Consider the following 16,062-nt stretch of genomic DNA (forward strand, 5'->3'; position numbering starts at 1 on the left):
GCCAATCACCCGTACGTACGGGTCCGACGGGGCAGGTGCGTACGGATCATCCGTCCGCCGGTTCCACATCGCGCAGCAGCTGTCCGAACGCCGCCTCGTCCACGATGGGCGTGCCGTACTGCCGGGCCTTGGCCACCTTCGACGTGCCGGAGTCCGGATCGTTGGTGACGAGCAGGCTGGTCAGCCGGGACAGGCTGGTCGCGACATGCAGCCCGGCCTCGGTCGCGCGGTCCTCCAGCAGGTCCCGGTCGACGGACGTGTCCCCGGAGAAGGCGACCCGCATGCCCTGCTTGAGGCGTTTGCCCTCTTCGTACCGTCCTGGGTTGGGATAGGGACATGCCGGCCTCTTCCGGGAGGGGCGCCAACTGCCGGTCCGGTAACCGCCGTAACCCGCCTGCTGTCCGATCAGGGGCGCGGGCCGGTCCGACCACTCGGTCAGCGGACGGCACTCGTGCAGCGGGAGCCGTACGCCGCCCGCCGCCGCGGCGAGCAGACTCGGCCGGAACGCCTCCGCCAGCACGCGCGCGTCGTCCAGCGCATGGTGCGCCCGCCGCTGGACGACGCCGAAGTGTGCGGCCAGCGACTCCAGCTTGTGGTTGGGCAGCGGCAGGTCCAGCTCCTTGGAGAGCGCGATGGTGCACAGTCGCTGCCGCACCGGCGCCTCGCGCTTCGCGCGCGCGTACTCCCGGGCGATCATCTGCCAGTCGAAGACGGCGTTGTGGGCGACCAGCACCCGGCCCCGGAGCCGGGCCGTGAACTCCTCCTCGATGTCCTGGAACACGGGCGCCCCTTCGAGCACCTCGCTCGTCAGGCCGTGGATCCACACCGGGCCCGGGTCGCGCTCCGGGTTGACCAGCGTGTACCAGTGGTCCTCCACCTCGCCGCGCGCGTCCAGCCGGTACACGGCTGCGGAGATGATCCGGTCGTCCCGGGCCAGGCCGGTGGTCTCCACGTCAACGACCGCGTACCCCTGCGGATACGCGGCCGGCCACGTCGTGGAGGAGGACGCTGCGGTCGTGCGGTCTTCGAGCATGGTCCCTGAGGATACGGGCCATGACTGACACTCCTGTCCGTCAGGTGCCCCGCCTCGTCCGTCTGTTCGAGGGCCGGGAACCGGCGGTCCTTCAACTCCGGTACAGCTGCCGGGGGCTGGCGTTCACCACCTGATCGGCACCGGACTGCGGCCGCGCGCGTCAGGCCCACCGCGCGGGAGACGTCCCCCACGGCACCGGCGGGCGCGCCCAGTCGACCGGGCCACCCGCGAAGGACACCGGAGGCAGGGCGTACCGCAGCCGTCCGAGGGGGCTGTCCCGCTCGGCGAGCCAGGGCTCCGGCCCGTCGTACGCCGCCTCCTCGGCCACCCCCGGCCGGATGCCGTCCCTCAGCCAGGCCGCCGTCCGCGCCAGCGACAGTCCCACGAACCGGCTGCCCCCCTCGTACGACTGCTCGGTCAGCGCCCGCAGCACGCCCGCCGCCAGCAAGTACCCCGTGCCGTGGTCCAGGGCCTGCGCGGGCAGCGCGCCCGGCCGGTCCGGCGTGCCCTCGACCGCCGCGATGCCCGTGGCGACCTGCACCAGGCTGTCGAAGCCGCGCCGCCCGGCCCACGGCCCGTACGCCCCCCACGCCGACAGCTGCGCCACCACCAGCCCCGGCCGTCGCTCGGCCAGTGCCTCGGGGGTGAGCCCGAACCGGTCCAGTGCGCCCGGCCGGTACCCGGTGACGACGACGTCCGCCGCCGCGAGCAGTTCCTCGAAGAGGCCCCGGTCGGCGGTCAGGTCCAGCCTCGCCGACCGCTTCCCGAAGCCCGTGTCGGCGTGCTGGTCCGGCAGTTCGGGCAGCCGCGGGGCGTCCACGCGCAGCACGTCCGCGCCGAGCAGGGCGAGCGTACGGGTGGCGACCGGGCCCGCGATGACCCGGGTCAGGTCCAGGACGCGCACCCCGGCGGCGGGCAGCAGGGGCGAGCCGTCGAGCGGCGGGAGCACGCGCGCGCGGGCCGCGTCCAGCCGCTCCCGCTCGACCAGCGGACGCCGGGCCACCGCGGCGCCCTGCCCGTGCGCCGCCCACTCCTGCGGCGTGCGCAGCGCGACGGCGAGGCCCCCGGACGCGTACACGGCCTCCTCGACCTCCAGGGCGCGCCGTTCGGCGAGCGCCGACTCCACCGCGGCCACGTCCTCGGGCATTCCCAGGGCGCCCAGCAGCCGCTCCCGGTGGTGGGGATAGTTGGCGTGCGTCCGCACCCACCCGTCCGCCGTCCGCCAGAACCGCGACAGCGGCGCGAACGTCACCGGCGCCCGCCCGTCGAGCAGCAGATGCCGCTCACTGACGAAGGCCGTGGCGACGGCCCCGTCGTCCACCCGCACCGCGGGCACCTGCCCCGCTCCGGAGCGCCGTGCCCCCAGCTCCGCCGCGGCCAGCGCACACGCTCCGGCACAGGCCCGCGCCAGCTCCCGTACCGGAAGCCGCGCTCGGAGAGCACCCTCCCGCACCACGGCCGACACCCGCGCGAGAAGGGCGGAGTCGCCGCCCAGTGCGGACCAAGCAGTATTGAGTGCCGTCATGACTGCACTATCCATCATGACTGCACTATGCAGTGTTGACTCAATCAATGTGAGAGGCGGCCGACCACCACAGGCGCACTTCCTTGCGCACATCCGTGGGGCGCAGCTCCCACCCCTGGGCGAGGGCGACCTCGGCGACGTACCGGCCGCCCACACCGCGGTAGTCGCGCAGGGGTATCTCGCACTCCATGGGCGGCCGCGCCTTCTTCGGAGCGTGCGGGGCCGAAGCACGCGCGGTCCAGCGGGCGACCACCTTGTCGACGCGGGCCTTGTAGTAGCCGGTGTCGCCCTCGTGGCGCAGCTCCGGCCAGGTGACGCACCAGGAGGCCAGGCTGGCGATGCCCTTCAGCGTGCCGTCCGCGAACCTCACGTAGCCGCGTCCGAAGCCGTCGCTGACGGCCGCGATCGCGTCGGCGAACAGGCCCACGACGAAGAACACGGCCGCGACGGCCAGCCACACCGCGCTCAGCACCGGGACGAACACCAGGGTCGCGACGAAGCGCAGGGCCAACTGCCCGCGGGGCCGGACCGGTTCGGGCGTCCAGGTCGCTGGATCCTCGTACACACGCATGACAGAGATCTTGCCGTACGGACGAAGCGGGCCGGGCGAGTGCCTCCGCCCGGCCCGCTTCCCGCACGCGTGGTGCCTACTTGGTCACCGCGTCCAGTGCGTCCGCGATGCCCCAGCCGTAGAAGCCGTTGCGGTTCTTCGGCCCCTCGCACACCGCGTCGGCCTTGCCGTCGCCGTCGATGTCGTACGGCTTCGTGCACGGCGTGGCGTCGGCCTCCGCGTACAGCAGGGCCTTCACCACGGCCGGGGTGGCCTTCGGGTGCGTCGACTTGATCAGGGCGGCGACGGCCGCGACATGCGGCGAGGCCATCGACGTACCGGCCATGTAGCCCCACTTGCCGCCGGGCAGCGTGCCCAGGATCAGGCCGCTGGTCGCCGGGGCCTCCGGCTTCTGGTAGCTCGTGGAGTCACCGCCGGGTGCGGCGATGTCGACGACGCCCAGACCGTAGTTGGAGAAGGACGACTTCAGGCCCTTCGCGCCGGTCGCCGCGACCGTCACGACACCCGGCAGCTGGGTCGGGATGTCCAGGCACTTCGACGGGTCGACCACCCGCTCCCCGGGCGTGGAGTCGTTCGGGGAGGACGGGTCGGTGATCTCGTCGGCCGCGAGGTCGTAGTTCTCGTTGCCGGCCGCCGCGACGTTCACCACGCCCTTCTTCTCCGCGTACCGTGAGGCCCGGGTGACGGCGTCCACGAGCGCCCTCTGGTCCGGGTCGTCGGCGCAGTTGAAGTACCACGGGTCGGTGTAGTAGCTGTTGTTGGTGACGTCGACGCCGTGCTCGGCCGCCCACATGAAACCGCAGACCACGGCCTCCGTGTAGAAGAAGCCGTCCGGGTTGGACACCTTGATGCCGGCCACCTTCACACCGGGCGCGACGCCCGTCATGCCGACGCCGTTCTTGGCCGCCGCTATCTCACCCGCCACGTGCGTGCCGTGCGGGCTCTCGGACGAGCTCGGCCGCCAGGCGCCGTCGGCGGTGTCCGGCTTGCCCGACACGCAGTTGACCGACGCGGCCCGGTCGAAGTTCGGCGCGATGTCGGGGTGGGTGTCGTCGACGCCGGTGTCGATCACGCCGACCGTCACCTTGCTGCTGCCCAGCGACACCTTGTGCGCCTTGTCCGCCTTGATGGCGGGCAGATCCCACTGCTGGGGCTCCAGCGGATCCTGCCCGTCGGCGGCCTGGGCCTTGGCGTCGGCGACCTCCTTCGCGCTGAGCACCTTCGGGGTGCCGAGGTCCGCCGTCGACTGCGCGGGCAGCGGCGCGGTGCGGGTGGCGCCCGCCGAGTCCACGCCGCGCACCTTGCGGATGGTCTTCGCGAAGTCGGGGTCGGCCGAGTGGACGACGATGACGCCTATTCGGTCGTAGGACGTCACGACCGTGCCACCGGCCTTGGTTATCGCCTTCTTCACGGCGGCCGAAGTGCCCTGGCCGGGGCGGACGTTGACCACGTAGCTGAGCGAGGCCGCGTCCTTCGTGTCCTTCGTCCCCACCGATGAGAGGACGTCGTTCACCGTGCCGGTGACCTTGGAAACGGTGCCGGGTGTGTCGGCCGCGGAGGCCGTTGCACCGGGCAGGAACGTCAGGGCCGTCGTCAGGGCCATCCCGAGCGGGATGGCGGTGGCGCGGCGGTAGCGCGGGTGAGGCGCTGTCATGTGTGAGTGTCTCCAGTTCGTTCGTTCTGGGGCCGAAGTCCCGGGTGGCGCAGGCTACTTCACCGCACGCAGGGCGTTGACGATGCCGAACCCGTAGAAGCCGTTGACCCGCTTGCCGCCCTCGCACACCGCGTCCTGCGTGCCGTCGCCGTCCTGGTCGTACGACTCGGGGCAGCCCGGGTTGTCCGCCTGCGCCTTCAGCAGCGTCTGCAGCTGGTCCGGGGTCGCCCACGGGTGCTTCGACTTCAGCAGCGCGGCGACGCCCGCCGCGTGCGGCGAGGCCATCGACGTGCCCTGCAGGAAGCCGTACTCGCCGTTCGGCATGGTGGACAGGATGCGGCCGTTCTTCGACGGCGTGTCCGGGATCTGGTAGAGCCGGTCACCGCCCGGCGCGGCGATGTCGACGACGCCCTTGCCGTACGAGGAGTAGTACGACTTGAGGTTCTGCACGCCCGTCGCGCTCACCGTGACGACCCCCGGCAACTGGGTCGGCACGTCGAAGCACTCGTGCGGGTCGATGGTGCGCTCGACCGGTGTGGAGTCGTCGGGGCTGGTGTCGTCGACGATGGCGTCCGAGTCCAGGTCGTGGTTCGAGTTGCCCGCCGACGCGAGGTTGAGGGTCCCCTTCTTCTGGGCGTACAGCTGCGCCCTGTTGACCGCATCGACGATGGCCCGCTGGTCCGGATCGTCCATGCAGTTGTACAGCCACGGATCAACGTAGTAGCTGTTGTTCGTGATCTCCACACCGTGGTCGGCTGCGAACACGAAGGCGCACACGACGCTCTCCGGGTAGAAGAGGCCGTTGTCCGGGTCGCTCACCTTGATGCCGGACACCTTGACGCCCGGGGCGACACCGGCGACGCCGATGCCGTTGCGCGCGGCGGCGATCTCACCGGCCACGTGCGTGCCGTGGTAGTCCTCGGCGGTGTACGGACGCCAGGCGCCCTCACTGGTGTCCGCCTTGCCGCCCACACAGTTGGCGGACTGGGAGGCGGAGAAGTTCGGGGCGAGGTCCGGATGGGTGTCGTCGACGCCGGTGTCGATCACGGCGACGGTCACCTTGCGGCTGCCGGGGTTGATCTGGGCGGCCTTGTCGGCGCCGATCGCGCGCAGGTCCCACTGGTCCGCCTCAAGCGGCTCGCTGTCGCCCGCGGCGGCCGAGGCGTTCGCCGTCTTCGCGGCCTGCTCCTCGGAGAGCATCTGGACCGCGCCCTCGTCGGTCGTCCCCGCGGCGGTCAGCGGCGTGGTGCGCGTGGCGCCCGCCGACTGGACTCCGCGCGCGGTGCGTATCTGCTTGCCGAAGTCCGGATTCGCCGAGTGGACGACGATCACGCCGATCTTGTCGTACGTGACGACCACGGTGCCGCCGGCGGCGTCGATCGCCTTCTTCACCGACGCGATCGTGCCGTGGTCCGCCTTGGTGTTGACGACGTACGCCAGGTTCGGCGCGTCCGCGGCCTGGGCCGAGGCCTCCGCGCGCGGGGCGGCCGACGCGGCCGCCGGAAGGAAGCCGAGCGAGGCGGTCAGCGACAGCACGACGGGTACGGCGAGGGCGAGCCGACGTCTGGAGCGCAGATGGGCCATGGGATCTCCACATCATCCGGAAAAGAAACCGGCCCGAGACACATGTGTGGTGCTCGGGCAGGTACATGACGGGTGGTGCAGGGCGAAGTTATCCTCCGAAGTCGCTGGCCAGCAATGACTTACCGGAAGCGACTTCGGAAATCAGTCCGAGGAGTTGAACCGGTCCTCGCGCGCCGCCGTGACGTTGAACAGGGAGCCCGAGCACGATCGTGCCCCTGTCGGATCACGCCGGGGACGCCTACTATCGCCACCCGGCTCTTGTGATCCACGTCACTGTGAGGTCCAAGCCGTTCATGTCCGTCGTACGAGGAGACTCCGTGGCCACCGACGCACCGCCCCCCTCGAAAGAGCAACACCGACTCCCCTCCGCCGAGGAGTTCTCCGAGGTTCAGCAGAGCGCGGAGTTCGATGAACTGCGCCGCTCCTTCCGCTCCTTCGCCTTCCCGCTGACCGTCGCCTTCGTCGCCTGGTACCTGCTGTACGTGCTGCTCTCGAACTACGCGGGCGGCTTCATGGGCACCAAGGTGTTCGGCAACATCAACGTCGCCCTGGTCCTGGGCCTCGCCCAGTTCCTCACCACGTTCCTCATCGCCTGGTGGTACGCGCGGCACGCCGCCGCCAAGCTCGACCCCAAGGCCGAGGCCATCAAGTCCCGGATGGAGGGCGCAGAATGAGCGCCGCGCAGACCCTTTCCGCGCAGACCGTGCTGGCCGCAGGGGAGGCCAGCGAGCACCGGCCGCTGATCATCAGCCTGTTCGGGGTGTTCGTCGTCGCGACCCTCGTCATCACGATCTGGGCCGGCCGCCAGACCAAGGACGCCTCCGACTTCTACGCGGGCGGACGGCAGTTCACCGGTTTCCAGAACGGCCTCGCCGTCTCCGGCGACTACATGTCCGCCGCGTCCTTCCTCGGCATCGCGGGCGCCATCGCCCTGTTCGGCTACGACGGCTTCCTCTACTCCATCGGCTTCCTGGTCGCCTGGCTCGTCGCCCTGCTGCTGGTCGCCGAGCCGCTGCGCAACTCCGGCCGCTACACGATGGGTGACGTCCTCGCCTACCGGATGCGGCAGCGCCCGGTCCGTACGGCGGCCGGTACGTCCACCATCGTGGTGTCGATCTTCTACCTGCTGGCCCAGATGGCGGGCGCGGGCGTCCTCGTCTCACTGCTGCTCGGCATCACCAGCGACGCGGGCAAGATCGGCATCGTCGCGCTGGTCGGCGTCCTGATGATCGTCTACGTCAGCATCGGCGGCATGAAGGGCACCACCTGGGTGCAGATGGTCAAGGCGGTCCTGCTGATCGCCGGCGCGCTGCTGCTGACCTTCCTGGTCCTGCTGAAGTTCAACTTCAACATCTCCGACCTGCTGGGCACCGCCGCCGACAACAGCGGCAAGGGCGCCGCCTTCCTGGAGCCCGGCCTGAAGTACGGCGTCTCCGGCACCACCAAGCTGGACTTCATCTCCCTCGGCATCGCCCTGGTCCTGGGCACCGCCGGCCTGCCGCACATCCTGATCCGCTTCTACACGGTCCCGACCGCCCAGGCGGCCCGTAAGTCGGTCATCTGGGCGATCGGCCTGATCGGCGCCTTCTACCTGATGACCCTCGCCCTCGGCTTCGGCGCCGCCGCGCTGATCAAGCCGGACGAGATCATCGCCTCCAACAAGGCCGGCAACACCGCCGCCCCGCTGCTCGCCCTGCACCTGGGCGGCGTCGACTCCAACTGGGGTGCGATCCTGCTGGCCACCATCTCGGCGGTCGCCTTCGCCACGATCCTCGCGGTCGTCGCCGGCCTGACCCTGGCCTCCTCCTCGTCGTTCGCCCACGACATCTACGCGAACGTCATCAAGAAGGGCAAGGCCACCGAGAAGGAGGAACTGGGCGCGGCCCGCTGGGCGACCGTCGGCATCGGCGCCGTCTCCATCGTCCTGGGCGCCCTCGCCCGCGACCTGAACGTCGCCGGTCTGGTCGCCCTGGCCTTCGCGGTCGCCGCCTCCGCCAACCTGCCGACGATCCTCTACAGCCTCTTCTGGAAGCGGTTCACCACCCAGGGTGCCCTGTGGTCGATCTACGGCGGCCTGGTCGCGGCGGTCGGCCTGGTGCTGTTCTCGCCGGTCGTCTCCGGCAAGCCGACGTCGATGTTCCCGGACGTCGACTTCCACTGGTTCCCGCTGGAGAACCCCGGCATCATCTCGATCCCGGTGGGCTTCCTGCTGGGCTGGCTCGGCACCATCCTGTCCAAGGAGGAGCCGGACACGGCGAAGTACGCGGAGCTGGAGGTCCGGTCCCTGACCGGCACCGGCGCCCACTGAGCCGCTCCCTCACGCGGCCGCGCCGCAGGACCCCCGAAGGTCCCTGCGACGCGGCCGCGCCGTGTCCCGGCGCAGCCGATCCCCGGGAACCGGACCCCGTGATTGTCAGTGGTGTCGCGTAGGCTCGCAGATGTCGGAAGATATGTGATCCGTGACGAGGGAGGGGGCCCACGTGCTCATCGACACCTACGGCCGAGTGGCCACCGACCTGAGGGTCTCGCTGACCGACCGGTGCAACCTGCGCTGCACCTACTGCATGCCCGAAGAGGGCCTGCAGTGGCTCGCCAAGCCCGACCTGCTCACGGACGACGAGATCGTCCGCCTGATCGACATCGCGGTCACCTCCCTCGGCATCGAGGAGGTCCGGTTCACCGGCGGCGAGCCCCTGCTGCGCCCCGGCCTGGTCGGCATCGTCGAGCGTGTCGCGGCCCTCGATCCGCGCCCTCAGACGTCCCTCACCACCAACGGCATCGGCCTGAAGCGCACGGCGTCGGCCCTGAAGGCGGCGGGCCTGGACCGGGTCAACGTCTCCCTGGACACGCTCCGCCCGGACGTCTTCAAGACCCTCACCCGCCGAGACCGTCACAAGGACGTCATCGAGGGCCTGCACGCCGCCCGCGACGCGGGCCTGACCCCGGTCAAGGTGAACACCGTCCTGATGCCGGGACTGAACGAGGACGAGGCCCCGGACCTGCTGGCCTGGGCCGTCGAGCACGACTACGAACTGCGCTTCATCGAGCAGATGCCCCTGGACGCCCAGCACGGCTGGAAGCGTGACGGCATGATCACCGCCGGCGACATCCTGGCCTCCCTCCGCACCCGCTTCGAGCTCACCCCCGAGGGTTCCGACGAGCGCGGCTCGGCCCCCGCCGAGCGCTGGATCGTCGACGGCGGCCCGCACCGCGTCGGCGTCATCGCCTCCGTCACTCGCCCGTTCTGCGCGGCCTGCGACCGCACCCGCCTCACCGCCGACGGCCAGATACGCACATGCCTCTTCGCCCGCGAGGAGACCGACCTGCGCGCCGCCCTGCGCTCCGGCGCCCCCGACGAGGAGATCGCCCGCATCTGGCGCCTGGCCATGTGGGGCAAGAAGGCGGGCGCGGGCCTGGACGACCCGTCGTTCGTCCAGCCGGACCGGCCGATGTCGGCGATCGGCGGATAAGCGACCCCGGCGGCCAGGTCCCCTGAGCGACACCGAAGGGCCCGACTCGGGAGGCACCCCGAGCCGGACCCTCCGATGCCTACTGCATGAACTGCCCCACGGCGGCGACGATCGCCACGATCAGCCCTGCCGCCGACAGGCAGACCTGCCATCTCTCCGCATCGGTCCACCGCCGCTTCCGAGGCTGCGCGTCGCTGTGGTCACTCACTGAAGCCCCCTTCGCTCCTCCAGCAGGTCCGTCGAGGGCCGTCAGTGTGTCAGGGCGAGTCGTCGCCCAGGCACCGGAACAACACGATCGATCTGAGCTTTTCTTGAGCTTGGCAGCAGGCGCGAGTCCGTCGGGAAGACGGCGACAGCTCTAGGCGCCCTCGGGCGCCTCCCACTCCTCGAACCTGACGACGTCCTTCAGGAAACCTCGCACTCCGAGGAACTGCGACAGATGCTCCCGGTGCTCCTCGCACGCCAGCCATGTCTTGCGGCGGTCCGGTGTGTGGATCTTCGGATTGTTCCAGGCGAGCACCCACACAGCAGGGGCGCGGCAGCCCTTGGCGGAACAGATCGGTGTATCAGGGTCAGGGACGATCACATGCCGACCCTAACCCGATCAGCGCACAAAAAGGCGACGCCGAGCAGCCACGGGGGGAGCTGCCCGGCGTCGGTCCGTCGCTCCGACGGGGGATGCGGAGCGCGTACGAAGTATGTCACGGGTAACCCGTCGCCCGGCACCGGAACAACATGATTGATCTGAGCTTTTCTTGAGCTTGGTGCGAAACTGACACCTGTCCCGGCCGGCCGGTCGAGGTCACGACCGGTCGTGCGGCTCGCTGCGCACACCCGACGCCGAGTCGGTCACCACGTCTTCCGGGACGGATTCCGCGTTCGTCCCGTCCTTCGCCGGCGGCGCGATCATCGGTCGCGTCGGCACCATCACGAACGTCGACGGCAGCGACGGCGCGTTCTCCCGCCCGGCGTTGGCGATCACCACCGCGATATAGGGCAGGACCGCTCCGAGTACGAGCGCCACGATCGCGACGTGCCGTTCCACATTCCACAGCGTCGCCGCGAGGATCACCGACACCGTACGGATCGTCATCGAGATGACGTACCGGCGCTGCCGCCCGCGCACGTCCTCCTGGAGGCCCGCCCGGGCCCCGGTGATCCGGAACACCTGGGCGTTGCCGCCGCCATGCTGCTTCCGCATCACATTCCACCATCCGCCCGCATCGGACTCTCCCCGCCCCGTACCAGGTCCGCGGCCGCTCCCAGAACCGGTCCCGGACAGCTCCCACGTTACGCCGCACCTGCGCCGCCCACGAGACCGGGGCCCCTCGCGCCTGCGTGGACGGCGTGCGCTTTGCCGTGTAAGAGAGCACCCGGCATGCGCCGTACCGCGTACGGGTCGAGACTGGCCGTAGTGCTCACCTCGCGCCGTAGGAGGAGGCAGCCATGGGCTGGTTGTGGGCGATCATCGTGGGATTCGTACTGGGCCTGCTTGCCAAGGCGATCATTCCGGGCAAGCAACACATCCCTCTGTGGCTGACCACCATCCTGGGCATGCTCGGCGCCGTCGGCGGCAACGCCATCGCACGGTGGGCCGGCGTGGACGCGACAGCGGGTATCGACTGGTGGCGGCACGTCTTCCAGCTCGCGGCCGCCATCGCCCTCGTCGTACTCGGCGACAGGGCGTACACAGCGGTCCAGAGCCGCAGAAGGAGAGCGTGAGGCCCCGCGCCCCCTGGCGCGGCGAACTGCGTGACCGGCCCGGACGGCCGAAAACCGCGACGGCGCGAGACCTCGTGCGGCTCTCCCAGCGGTGCGCTCAGGCCCCGGTGACCTCCACCGCGGCCAGGTTCTTCTTGCCGCGGCGCAGCACCAGCCAGCGACCGTGCAGCAGGTCCTCCTTGGCGGGGACCGCGTCCTCGGCGGGCACCTTGACGTTGTTCACGTAGGCGCCGCCCTCCTTGACGGTGCGGCGCGCGGCCGACTTGCTGGCCACCAGGCCGACCTCGGCGAACAGGTCCACGACCGGACCGAGCTCGGCGACCTGGATGTGCGGCACCTCCGCGAGGGCCGCGGCCAGCGTCCTGTCGTCCAGCTCCGCCAGGTCGCCCTGGCCGAAGAGGGCCTTGGACGCGGCGATCACGGCCGCCGTCTGCTCGGCGCCGTGCACCAGCGTCGTCAGCTCCTCGGCCAGCGCACGCTGCGCCGCGCGGGCCTGCGGACGCTCCTCGGTCTGCTTCTCCAGCTCCTCCAGCTCCTCGCGGGACTTGAAGGACAGGATGCGCATGTACTTCGAGATGTCCCGGTCGTCCACGTTCAGCCAGAACTGGTAGAACGCGTACGGCGTCGTCATCTCCGGATCGAGCCAGACGGCGCCGCCCTCGGTCTTGCCGAACTTGGTGCCGTCCGCCTTGGTCATCAGCGGCGTCGCCATGGCGTGCACGCCGGCGCCCGGCTCCAGCCGGTGGATCAGGTCGAGCCCGGCCGTGAGGTTGCCCCACTGGTCGCTGCCGCCCTGCTGGAGTGTGCAGCCGTACCTCCGGTACAGCTGCAGGAAGTCCATGCCCTGGAGGATCTGGTAGCTGAACTCCGTGTAGCTGATGCCCTCGGAGGACTCCAGGCGCCGGGCCACGGAGTCCTTCGTCAGCATCTTGTTGACGCGGAAGTGCTTGCCGATGTCCCGCAGGAACTCGATCGCGGAGAGGCCCTCGGTCCAGTCGAGGTTGTTGACCATGACGGCCGCGTTCTCGCCCTCGAAGGACAGGAACGGCTCGATCTGGCGGCGCAGCTTGTCGACCCAGCCGGCGACCGTCTCCGGGTCGTTCAGCGTGCGCTCCGCGGTCGGGCGCGGGTCGCCGATCAGACCCGTGGCGCCGCCCACCAGCGCCAGCGGCCGGTGGCCGGCCTGCTGGAGCCGGCGCACGGTGAGCACCTGCACCAGGTGCCCCACGTGCAGCGACGGCGCCGTCGGATCGAAACCGCAATAGAACGTGACGGGACCGTCCGCGAGCGCCTTGCGCAAAGCGTCCTCGTCAGTGGACAGGGCGAACAGCCCGCGCCACTTCAGCTCGTCGACGATGTCCGTCACGGTTCTCGTGTCTCCTTGATGATCTTCGGTCAGTCGGGTGACAGCCGACTACGAGGTTATACGCCCTGACTGACAGAGCTCATATTGAAGTCCGGCACGCGCACCGCGGGCATCGCGGCCCTGGTGAACCAGTCGCTCCACTCCCTGGGCAGCGTCCGCTCCGTACGCCCGGCCTCGGTCGCCCGGCCCAGCAGGTCCACCGGCGACTCGTTGAACCGGAAGTTGTTCACCTCCCCGGTCACCTCGCCGTTCTCGACCAGGTAGACGCCGTCCCTGGTCAGTCCCGTCAGCAGCAGCGTGGCCGGGTCCACCTCGCGGATGTACCAGAGACAGGTCAGCAGCAGCCCGCGCTCGGTGTTCGCCACCATCTCGTCCAGGGAGCCGTCCGACCCGCCGTCCAGGATGAGGTTGCCGATCACCGGGGCCACCGGCAGCCCGGTCAGGCCCGCGCTGTGCCGGGTGGTCGTCAGGTGCTTCAGCTCGCCCTCGCGGATCCAGTCGGTGCCCTGGATCGGCAGCCCGTTGTCGAACACCGACTGGTCACCCCCCGAGGAGTGCGCGATCAGGAAGGGCGCGGTCTCCAGTCCCGGCTCGTTCGGGTCGCTGCGCAGGGTCAGCGGCAGATCGGTCAGCCGCTCGCCGACGCGCGTGCCGCCGCCCGGCTTGGAGAACACCGTCCGGCCCTCGGCCGCGTCCCGGCCCGACGCCGACCACAGCTGGTAGATCAGCAGGTCGGCGACGGCGGTCGGCGGCAGCAGCGTCTCATAGCGCCCCGCGGGCAGCTCGACGCGCCGCTCGGCCCAGCCGAGCCGTACGGCGAGCTCGGCGTCGAGCGCCGCCGGGTCGACGTCCTTGAAGTCCCGTGTGGACTGTCCGGTCCAGGCCGACCGCGTACGGTCCGGCGACTTGGCGTTCAGCTCCAGCGTCCCGGTGGGCTGGTCGTACCGCAGGCGCAGCCCCGTCGACGTACCCAGGTAGGTCGACACGAGCTCGTGGTTGGCGAAGCCGTACAGCTCGCGGCCGCCCGCCCGCGCGCGTGCGAACGCCTCGCCCAGCGCCGGCGCGAAGTCGGCGAACACGGCGGACGAGGTCTCGGCGGGCGCGTCCGTGAAGTCGGGCGACACCGGTACGCCCGTGACCAGCGGCTGCGCGTCCTCCGCGGGACCCGCGCCGCGCGCGGCGGCCTCGGCGGCCCGCACCAGCGGCTCCAGTTCGTCGACGGTCACGGCGGACCGCGACACCACACCGGAGGCCGTGCCCTCCTTGCCGTCGACCGTGGCGACGACGGTGAGCGTGCGCCCGCGCGTGACGCCGTTCGTGGTGAGCGCGTTGCCCGCCCAGCGCAGGTTGGCGGTCGAGTGCTCGTCCGCGATGACGACACAGCCGTCGGCGGTGGACAGTTCGAGAGCCCGCTCGACGATCTCGTGCGGCTTGCTGGTACGCGCGCTCATCGACCGGCCTCCTGGGTGGTGTTCAGAATGTTGACGCCCTTGAAGAGGGCCGAGGGGCAGCCGTGCGAGACCGAAGCGACCTGGCCCGGCTGGGCCTTGCCGCAGTTGAAGGCACCGCCCAGGACGTACGTCTGCGGACCGCCGACGGCGGCCATGGACCCCCAGAAGTCGGTGGTCGTCGCCTGGTAGGCCACGTCCCGCAGCTGCCCGGCGAGCCGCCCGTTCTCGATCCTGAAGAACCGCTGCCCGGTGAACTGGAAGTTGTAGCGCTGCATGTCGATCGACCAGGACCGGTCCCCGACGACGTAGATCCCCCGGTCCACGCCCCCGATCAGATCCTCGGTCGACAACCCGGCGGGGTCCGGCTGGAGCGACACGTTGGCCATGCGCTGCACCGGCACATGGGCGGGGGAGTCGGCGTACGCGCACCCGTTGGACCGCTCGAACCCGGTCAGCCGCGCGATGCGCCGGTCCAGCTGGTAGCCCACCAGCGTTCCGTCCTTGACCAGGTCCCAGGACTGGGCCGCCACGCCCTCGTCGTCGTAGCCGATGGTCGCCAGTCCGTGCTCGGCGGTGCGGTCGCCCGTGACGTTCATCAGCTCCGAGCCGTACCGCAGCTTGCCGAGCTGGTCGAAGGTGGCGAAGGAGGTGCCGGCGTAGGCGGCCTCGTAGCCGAGCGCGCGGTCCAGCTCGGTGGCGTGCCCGATGGACTCGTGGATGGTCAGCCACAGATTGGACGGGTCGATGACCAGGTCGTACGGCCCCGGCTCGACGCTCGGCGCCCGCATCTTCTCGGCGAGCAGCTCCGGGAGCTGCGCCAGCTCGGCGTCCCAGTCCCAGCCGGTGCCGGTCAGGTACTCCCAGCCGCGCCCGACGGGCGGGGCGATGGTGCGCATGGAGTCGAACTCGCCGCTCGACTCGTCGACCGACACGGCGGTGAACACCGGATGCAGCCGCACCCGCTGCTGCGTGGTCACGGTCCCGGCCGTGTCGGCGTAGAACTTGTTCTCATGGACGGTGAGCAGCGAGGCGTCCACGTGGTCGACCCCGGCGGACGCCAGCAGCCGCGTGCTCCACTCGGCCAGCAGCCCGGCCTTCTCCTCGTCGGGCACGGTGAACGGATCGATCTCGTACGAGGAGATCCACGTCTTGTCGGCGTGCACGGGCTCGTCGGCCAGCTCCACGCGCTCCTCCGACCCGGCCGCCTTGATCACCTGGGCGGACAGTTTCGCCATCGCCACCGCCTGCGAGGCGACCTTGGCGGCGGCGTCGAGGGACAGGTCCACCCCCGACGCGAACCCCCATGTACCGCCGTGCACCACGCGCACCGCGTACCCGAGGTCGGTGGTGTCCGAGGATCCGGCGGGCTTGGCGTCCCGGAACCGCCAGGACGCGCCCCGCACCCGCTCCAACCGGAAGTCCGCGTGCTCGGCACCGAGCGCACGCGCGCGTGCCAGCGCGGCGTCGGCCAGGGCGCGTAGGGGTAGTGCCGTGAAGGCTTCGTCGATGCTATGAGGCACGGAGGTCTCCCTGCTGTCGTGGCCTGTGGACCACGATCATGTCGCGCGGGCGGGCCCGTGGACCACACCTTTCCTTTGGCATCCCTCCGGCATCCCTCCGGCGCCGCTCCGGCGCCGAAGGCTTCTGTAGGGATCCGACAGTGAGTCCCGTGAGCCACTGTGGGCG

At 70.6% G+C, this 16,062-nt stretch carries 15 protein-coding genes; 4 read left to right on the forward strand and 11 right to left on the reverse strand.

Annotated elements, in window-relative coordinates:
• Nucleotides 1-46: 46 nt before the first annotated feature.
• From NW895_RS08675 to NW895_RS08695, 5 genes are all read right to left on the reverse strand, one after another.
• Nucleotides 47-1,033 carry a DEDDh family exonuclease gene (locus NW895_RS08675; protein WP_289934748.1) on the reverse strand — a complete coding sequence of 329 codons (987 nt, stop codon included), beginning with the start codon at nt 1,031-1,033 and terminating at the stop codon, nt 47-49.
• A 160-nt stretch (nt 1,034-1,193) separates the two neighbouring features.
• Nucleotides 1,194-2,558, reverse strand: coding sequence for a CoA transferase (locus tag NW895_RS08680; RefSeq protein WP_289934749.1), 1,365 nt, complete (start codon nt 2,556-2,558; stop codon nt 1,194-1,196).
• A 40-nt stretch (nt 2,559-2,598) separates the two neighbouring features.
• Nucleotides 2,599-3,129, reverse strand: a complete 531-nt coding sequence (locus NW895_RS08685) for a hypothetical protein (RefSeq protein WP_289934750.1) — start codon at nt 3,127-3,129, stop codon at nt 2,599-2,601.
• 76 nt (nt 3,130-3,205) lie between these two features.
• Nucleotides 3,206-4,783, reverse strand: a complete 1,578-nt coding sequence (locus NW895_RS08690; protein ID WP_289934751.1) for a S8 family serine peptidase — start codon at nt 4,781-4,783, stop codon at nt 3,206-3,208.
• A 54-nt stretch (nt 4,784-4,837) separates the two neighbouring features.
• Nucleotides 4,838-6,367, reverse strand: coding sequence for a S8 family serine peptidase (locus tag NW895_RS08695; protein ID WP_289934752.1), 1,530 nt, complete (start codon nt 6,365-6,367; stop codon nt 4,838-4,840).
• Nucleotides 6,368-6,684: 317 nt separating this feature from the next.
• On the opposite strand from NW895_RS08695, the gene NW895_RS08700 reads away from it, so the two are divergent.
• The 3 genes from NW895_RS08700 to moaA all read left to right on the forward strand — a co-directional run bounded on the left by NW895_RS08700 (nt 6,685) and on the right by moaA (nt 9,837).
• Entirely contained in the window at nt 6,685-7,041 is a 357-nt protein-coding gene (locus NW895_RS08700) for a DUF485 domain-containing protein (RefSeq protein ID WP_289934753.1), read from the forward strand.
• Nucleotides 7,038-8,675 carry a cation acetate symporter gene (locus NW895_RS08705; RefSeq protein WP_289934754.1) on the forward strand — a complete coding sequence of 546 codons (1,638 nt, stop codon included), beginning with the start codon at nt 7,038-7,040 and terminating at the stop codon, nt 8,673-8,675. Before NW895_RS08700 ends, NW895_RS08705 begins: the two co-directional genes overlap by 4 nt.
• Before the next feature lie 172 nt (nt 8,676-8,847).
• A complete protein-coding gene (moaA, locus tag NW895_RS08710) occupies nt 8,848-9,837 on the forward strand; it encodes a GTP 3',8-cyclase MoaA (protein ID WP_289934755.1) in 990 nt (329 codons plus the stop codon).
• A gap of 79 nt (nt 9,838-9,916) precedes the next feature.
• On the opposite strand, the gene NW895_RS08715 is transcribed toward moaA, so the two are convergent.
• The 3 genes from NW895_RS08715 to NW895_RS08725 all read right to left on the reverse strand — a co-directional run bounded on the left by NW895_RS08715 (nt 9,917) and on the right by NW895_RS08725 (nt 11,038).
• Complete coding sequence (locus NW895_RS08715; RefSeq protein WP_289934756.1) at nt 9,917-10,045, reverse strand: hypothetical protein; 129 nt, start codon at nt 10,043-10,045, stop codon at nt 9,917-9,919.
• Nucleotides 10,046-10,195: 150 nt separating this feature from the next.
• Nucleotides 10,196-10,423 carry a hypothetical protein gene (locus NW895_RS08720; protein WP_289934757.1) on the reverse strand — a complete coding sequence of 76 codons (228 nt, stop codon included), beginning with the start codon at nt 10,421-10,423 and terminating at the stop codon, nt 10,196-10,198.
• A 216-nt stretch (nt 10,424-10,639) separates the two neighbouring features.
• Nucleotides 10,640-11,038 carry a DUF3099 domain-containing protein gene (locus NW895_RS08725; protein WP_289934758.1) on the reverse strand — a complete coding sequence of 133 codons (399 nt, stop codon included), beginning with the start codon at nt 11,036-11,038 and terminating at the stop codon, nt 10,640-10,642.
• A 245-nt stretch (nt 11,039-11,283) separates the two neighbouring features.
• Between NW895_RS08725 and NW895_RS08730 the strand changes: the two genes are divergently transcribed.
• Complete coding sequence (locus tag NW895_RS08730) at nt 11,284-11,559, forward strand: GlsB/YeaQ/YmgE family stress response membrane protein (RefSeq protein WP_289934759.1); 276 nt, start codon at nt 11,284-11,286, stop codon at nt 11,557-11,559.
• Nucleotides 11,560-11,656: 97 nt separating this feature from the next.
• Here NW895_RS08730 and tyrS read toward each other — a convergent pair whose 3' ends face one another.
• Genes tyrS through NW895_RS08745 form a run of 3 tightly spaced genes read right to left on the reverse strand, consistent with a single transcriptional unit; the run spans nt 11,657 to nt 15,896 of the window.
• Complete coding sequence (tyrS, locus tag NW895_RS08735; protein ID WP_289934760.1) at nt 11,657-12,925, reverse strand: tyrosine--tRNA ligase; 1,269 nt, start codon at nt 12,923-12,925, stop codon at nt 11,657-11,659.
• Between the two features lie 56 nt (nt 12,926-12,981).
• Entirely contained in the window at nt 12,982-14,376 is a 1,395-nt protein-coding gene (locus tag NW895_RS08740; protein ID WP_289934761.1) for a metallopeptidase TldD-related protein, read from the reverse strand.
• Nucleotides 14,373-15,896: a TldD/PmbA family protein gene (locus NW895_RS08745; RefSeq protein WP_289934762.1), complete on the reverse strand. Its 1,524-nt coding sequence runs from the start codon at nt 15,894-15,896 to the stop codon at nt 14,373-14,375. Before NW895_RS08745 ends, NW895_RS08740 begins: the two co-directional genes overlap by 4 nt.
• Between the last annotated feature and the right edge of the window lie 166 nt (nt 15,897-16,062).

The sequence above is a fragment of the Streptomyces sp. S.PNR 29 genome (genome assembly GCF_030386795.1).
Lineage (GTDB): Bacteria > Actinomycetota > Actinomycetes > Streptomycetales > Streptomycetaceae > Streptomyces.

Bases quoted from the DNA above. Each gene is read 5' to 3' on its own strand.
- NW895_RS08675 (WP_289934748.1), bottom strand. From the start codon at position 1,033: ATGCTCGAAGACCGCACGACCGCAGCGTCCTCCTCCACGACGTGGCCG.
- NW895_RS08680 (WP_289934749.1), bottom strand. From the start codon at position 2,558: ATGACGGCACTCAATACTGCTTGGTCCGCACTGGGCGGCGACTCCGCC.
- NW895_RS08685 (WP_289934750.1), bottom strand. From the start codon at position 3,129: ATGCGTGTGTACGAGGATCCAGCGACCTGGACGCCCGAACCGGTCCGG.
- NW895_RS08690 (WP_289934751.1), bottom strand. From the start codon at position 4,783: ATGACAGCGCCTCACCCGCGCTACCGCCGCGCCACCGCCATCCCGCTC.
- NW895_RS08695 (WP_289934752.1), bottom strand. From the start codon at position 6,367: ATGGCCCATCTGCGCTCCAGACGTCGGCTCGCCCTCGCCGTACCCGTC.
- NW895_RS08705 (WP_289934754.1), top strand. From the start codon at position 7,038: ATGAGCGCCGCGCAGACCCTTTCCGCGCAGACCGTGCTGGCCGCAGGG.
- NW895_RS08725 (WP_289934758.1), bottom strand. From the start codon at position 11,038: ATGCGGAAGCAGCATGGCGGCGGCAACGCCCAGGTGTTCCGGATCACC.
- NW895_RS08730 (WP_289934759.1), top strand. From the start codon at position 11,284: ATGGGCTGGTTGTGGGCGATCATCGTGGGATTCGTACTGGGCCTGCTT.
- NW895_RS08740 (WP_289934761.1), bottom strand. From the start codon at position 14,376: ATGAGCGCGCGTACCAGCAAGCCGCACGAGATCGTCGAGCGGGCTCTC.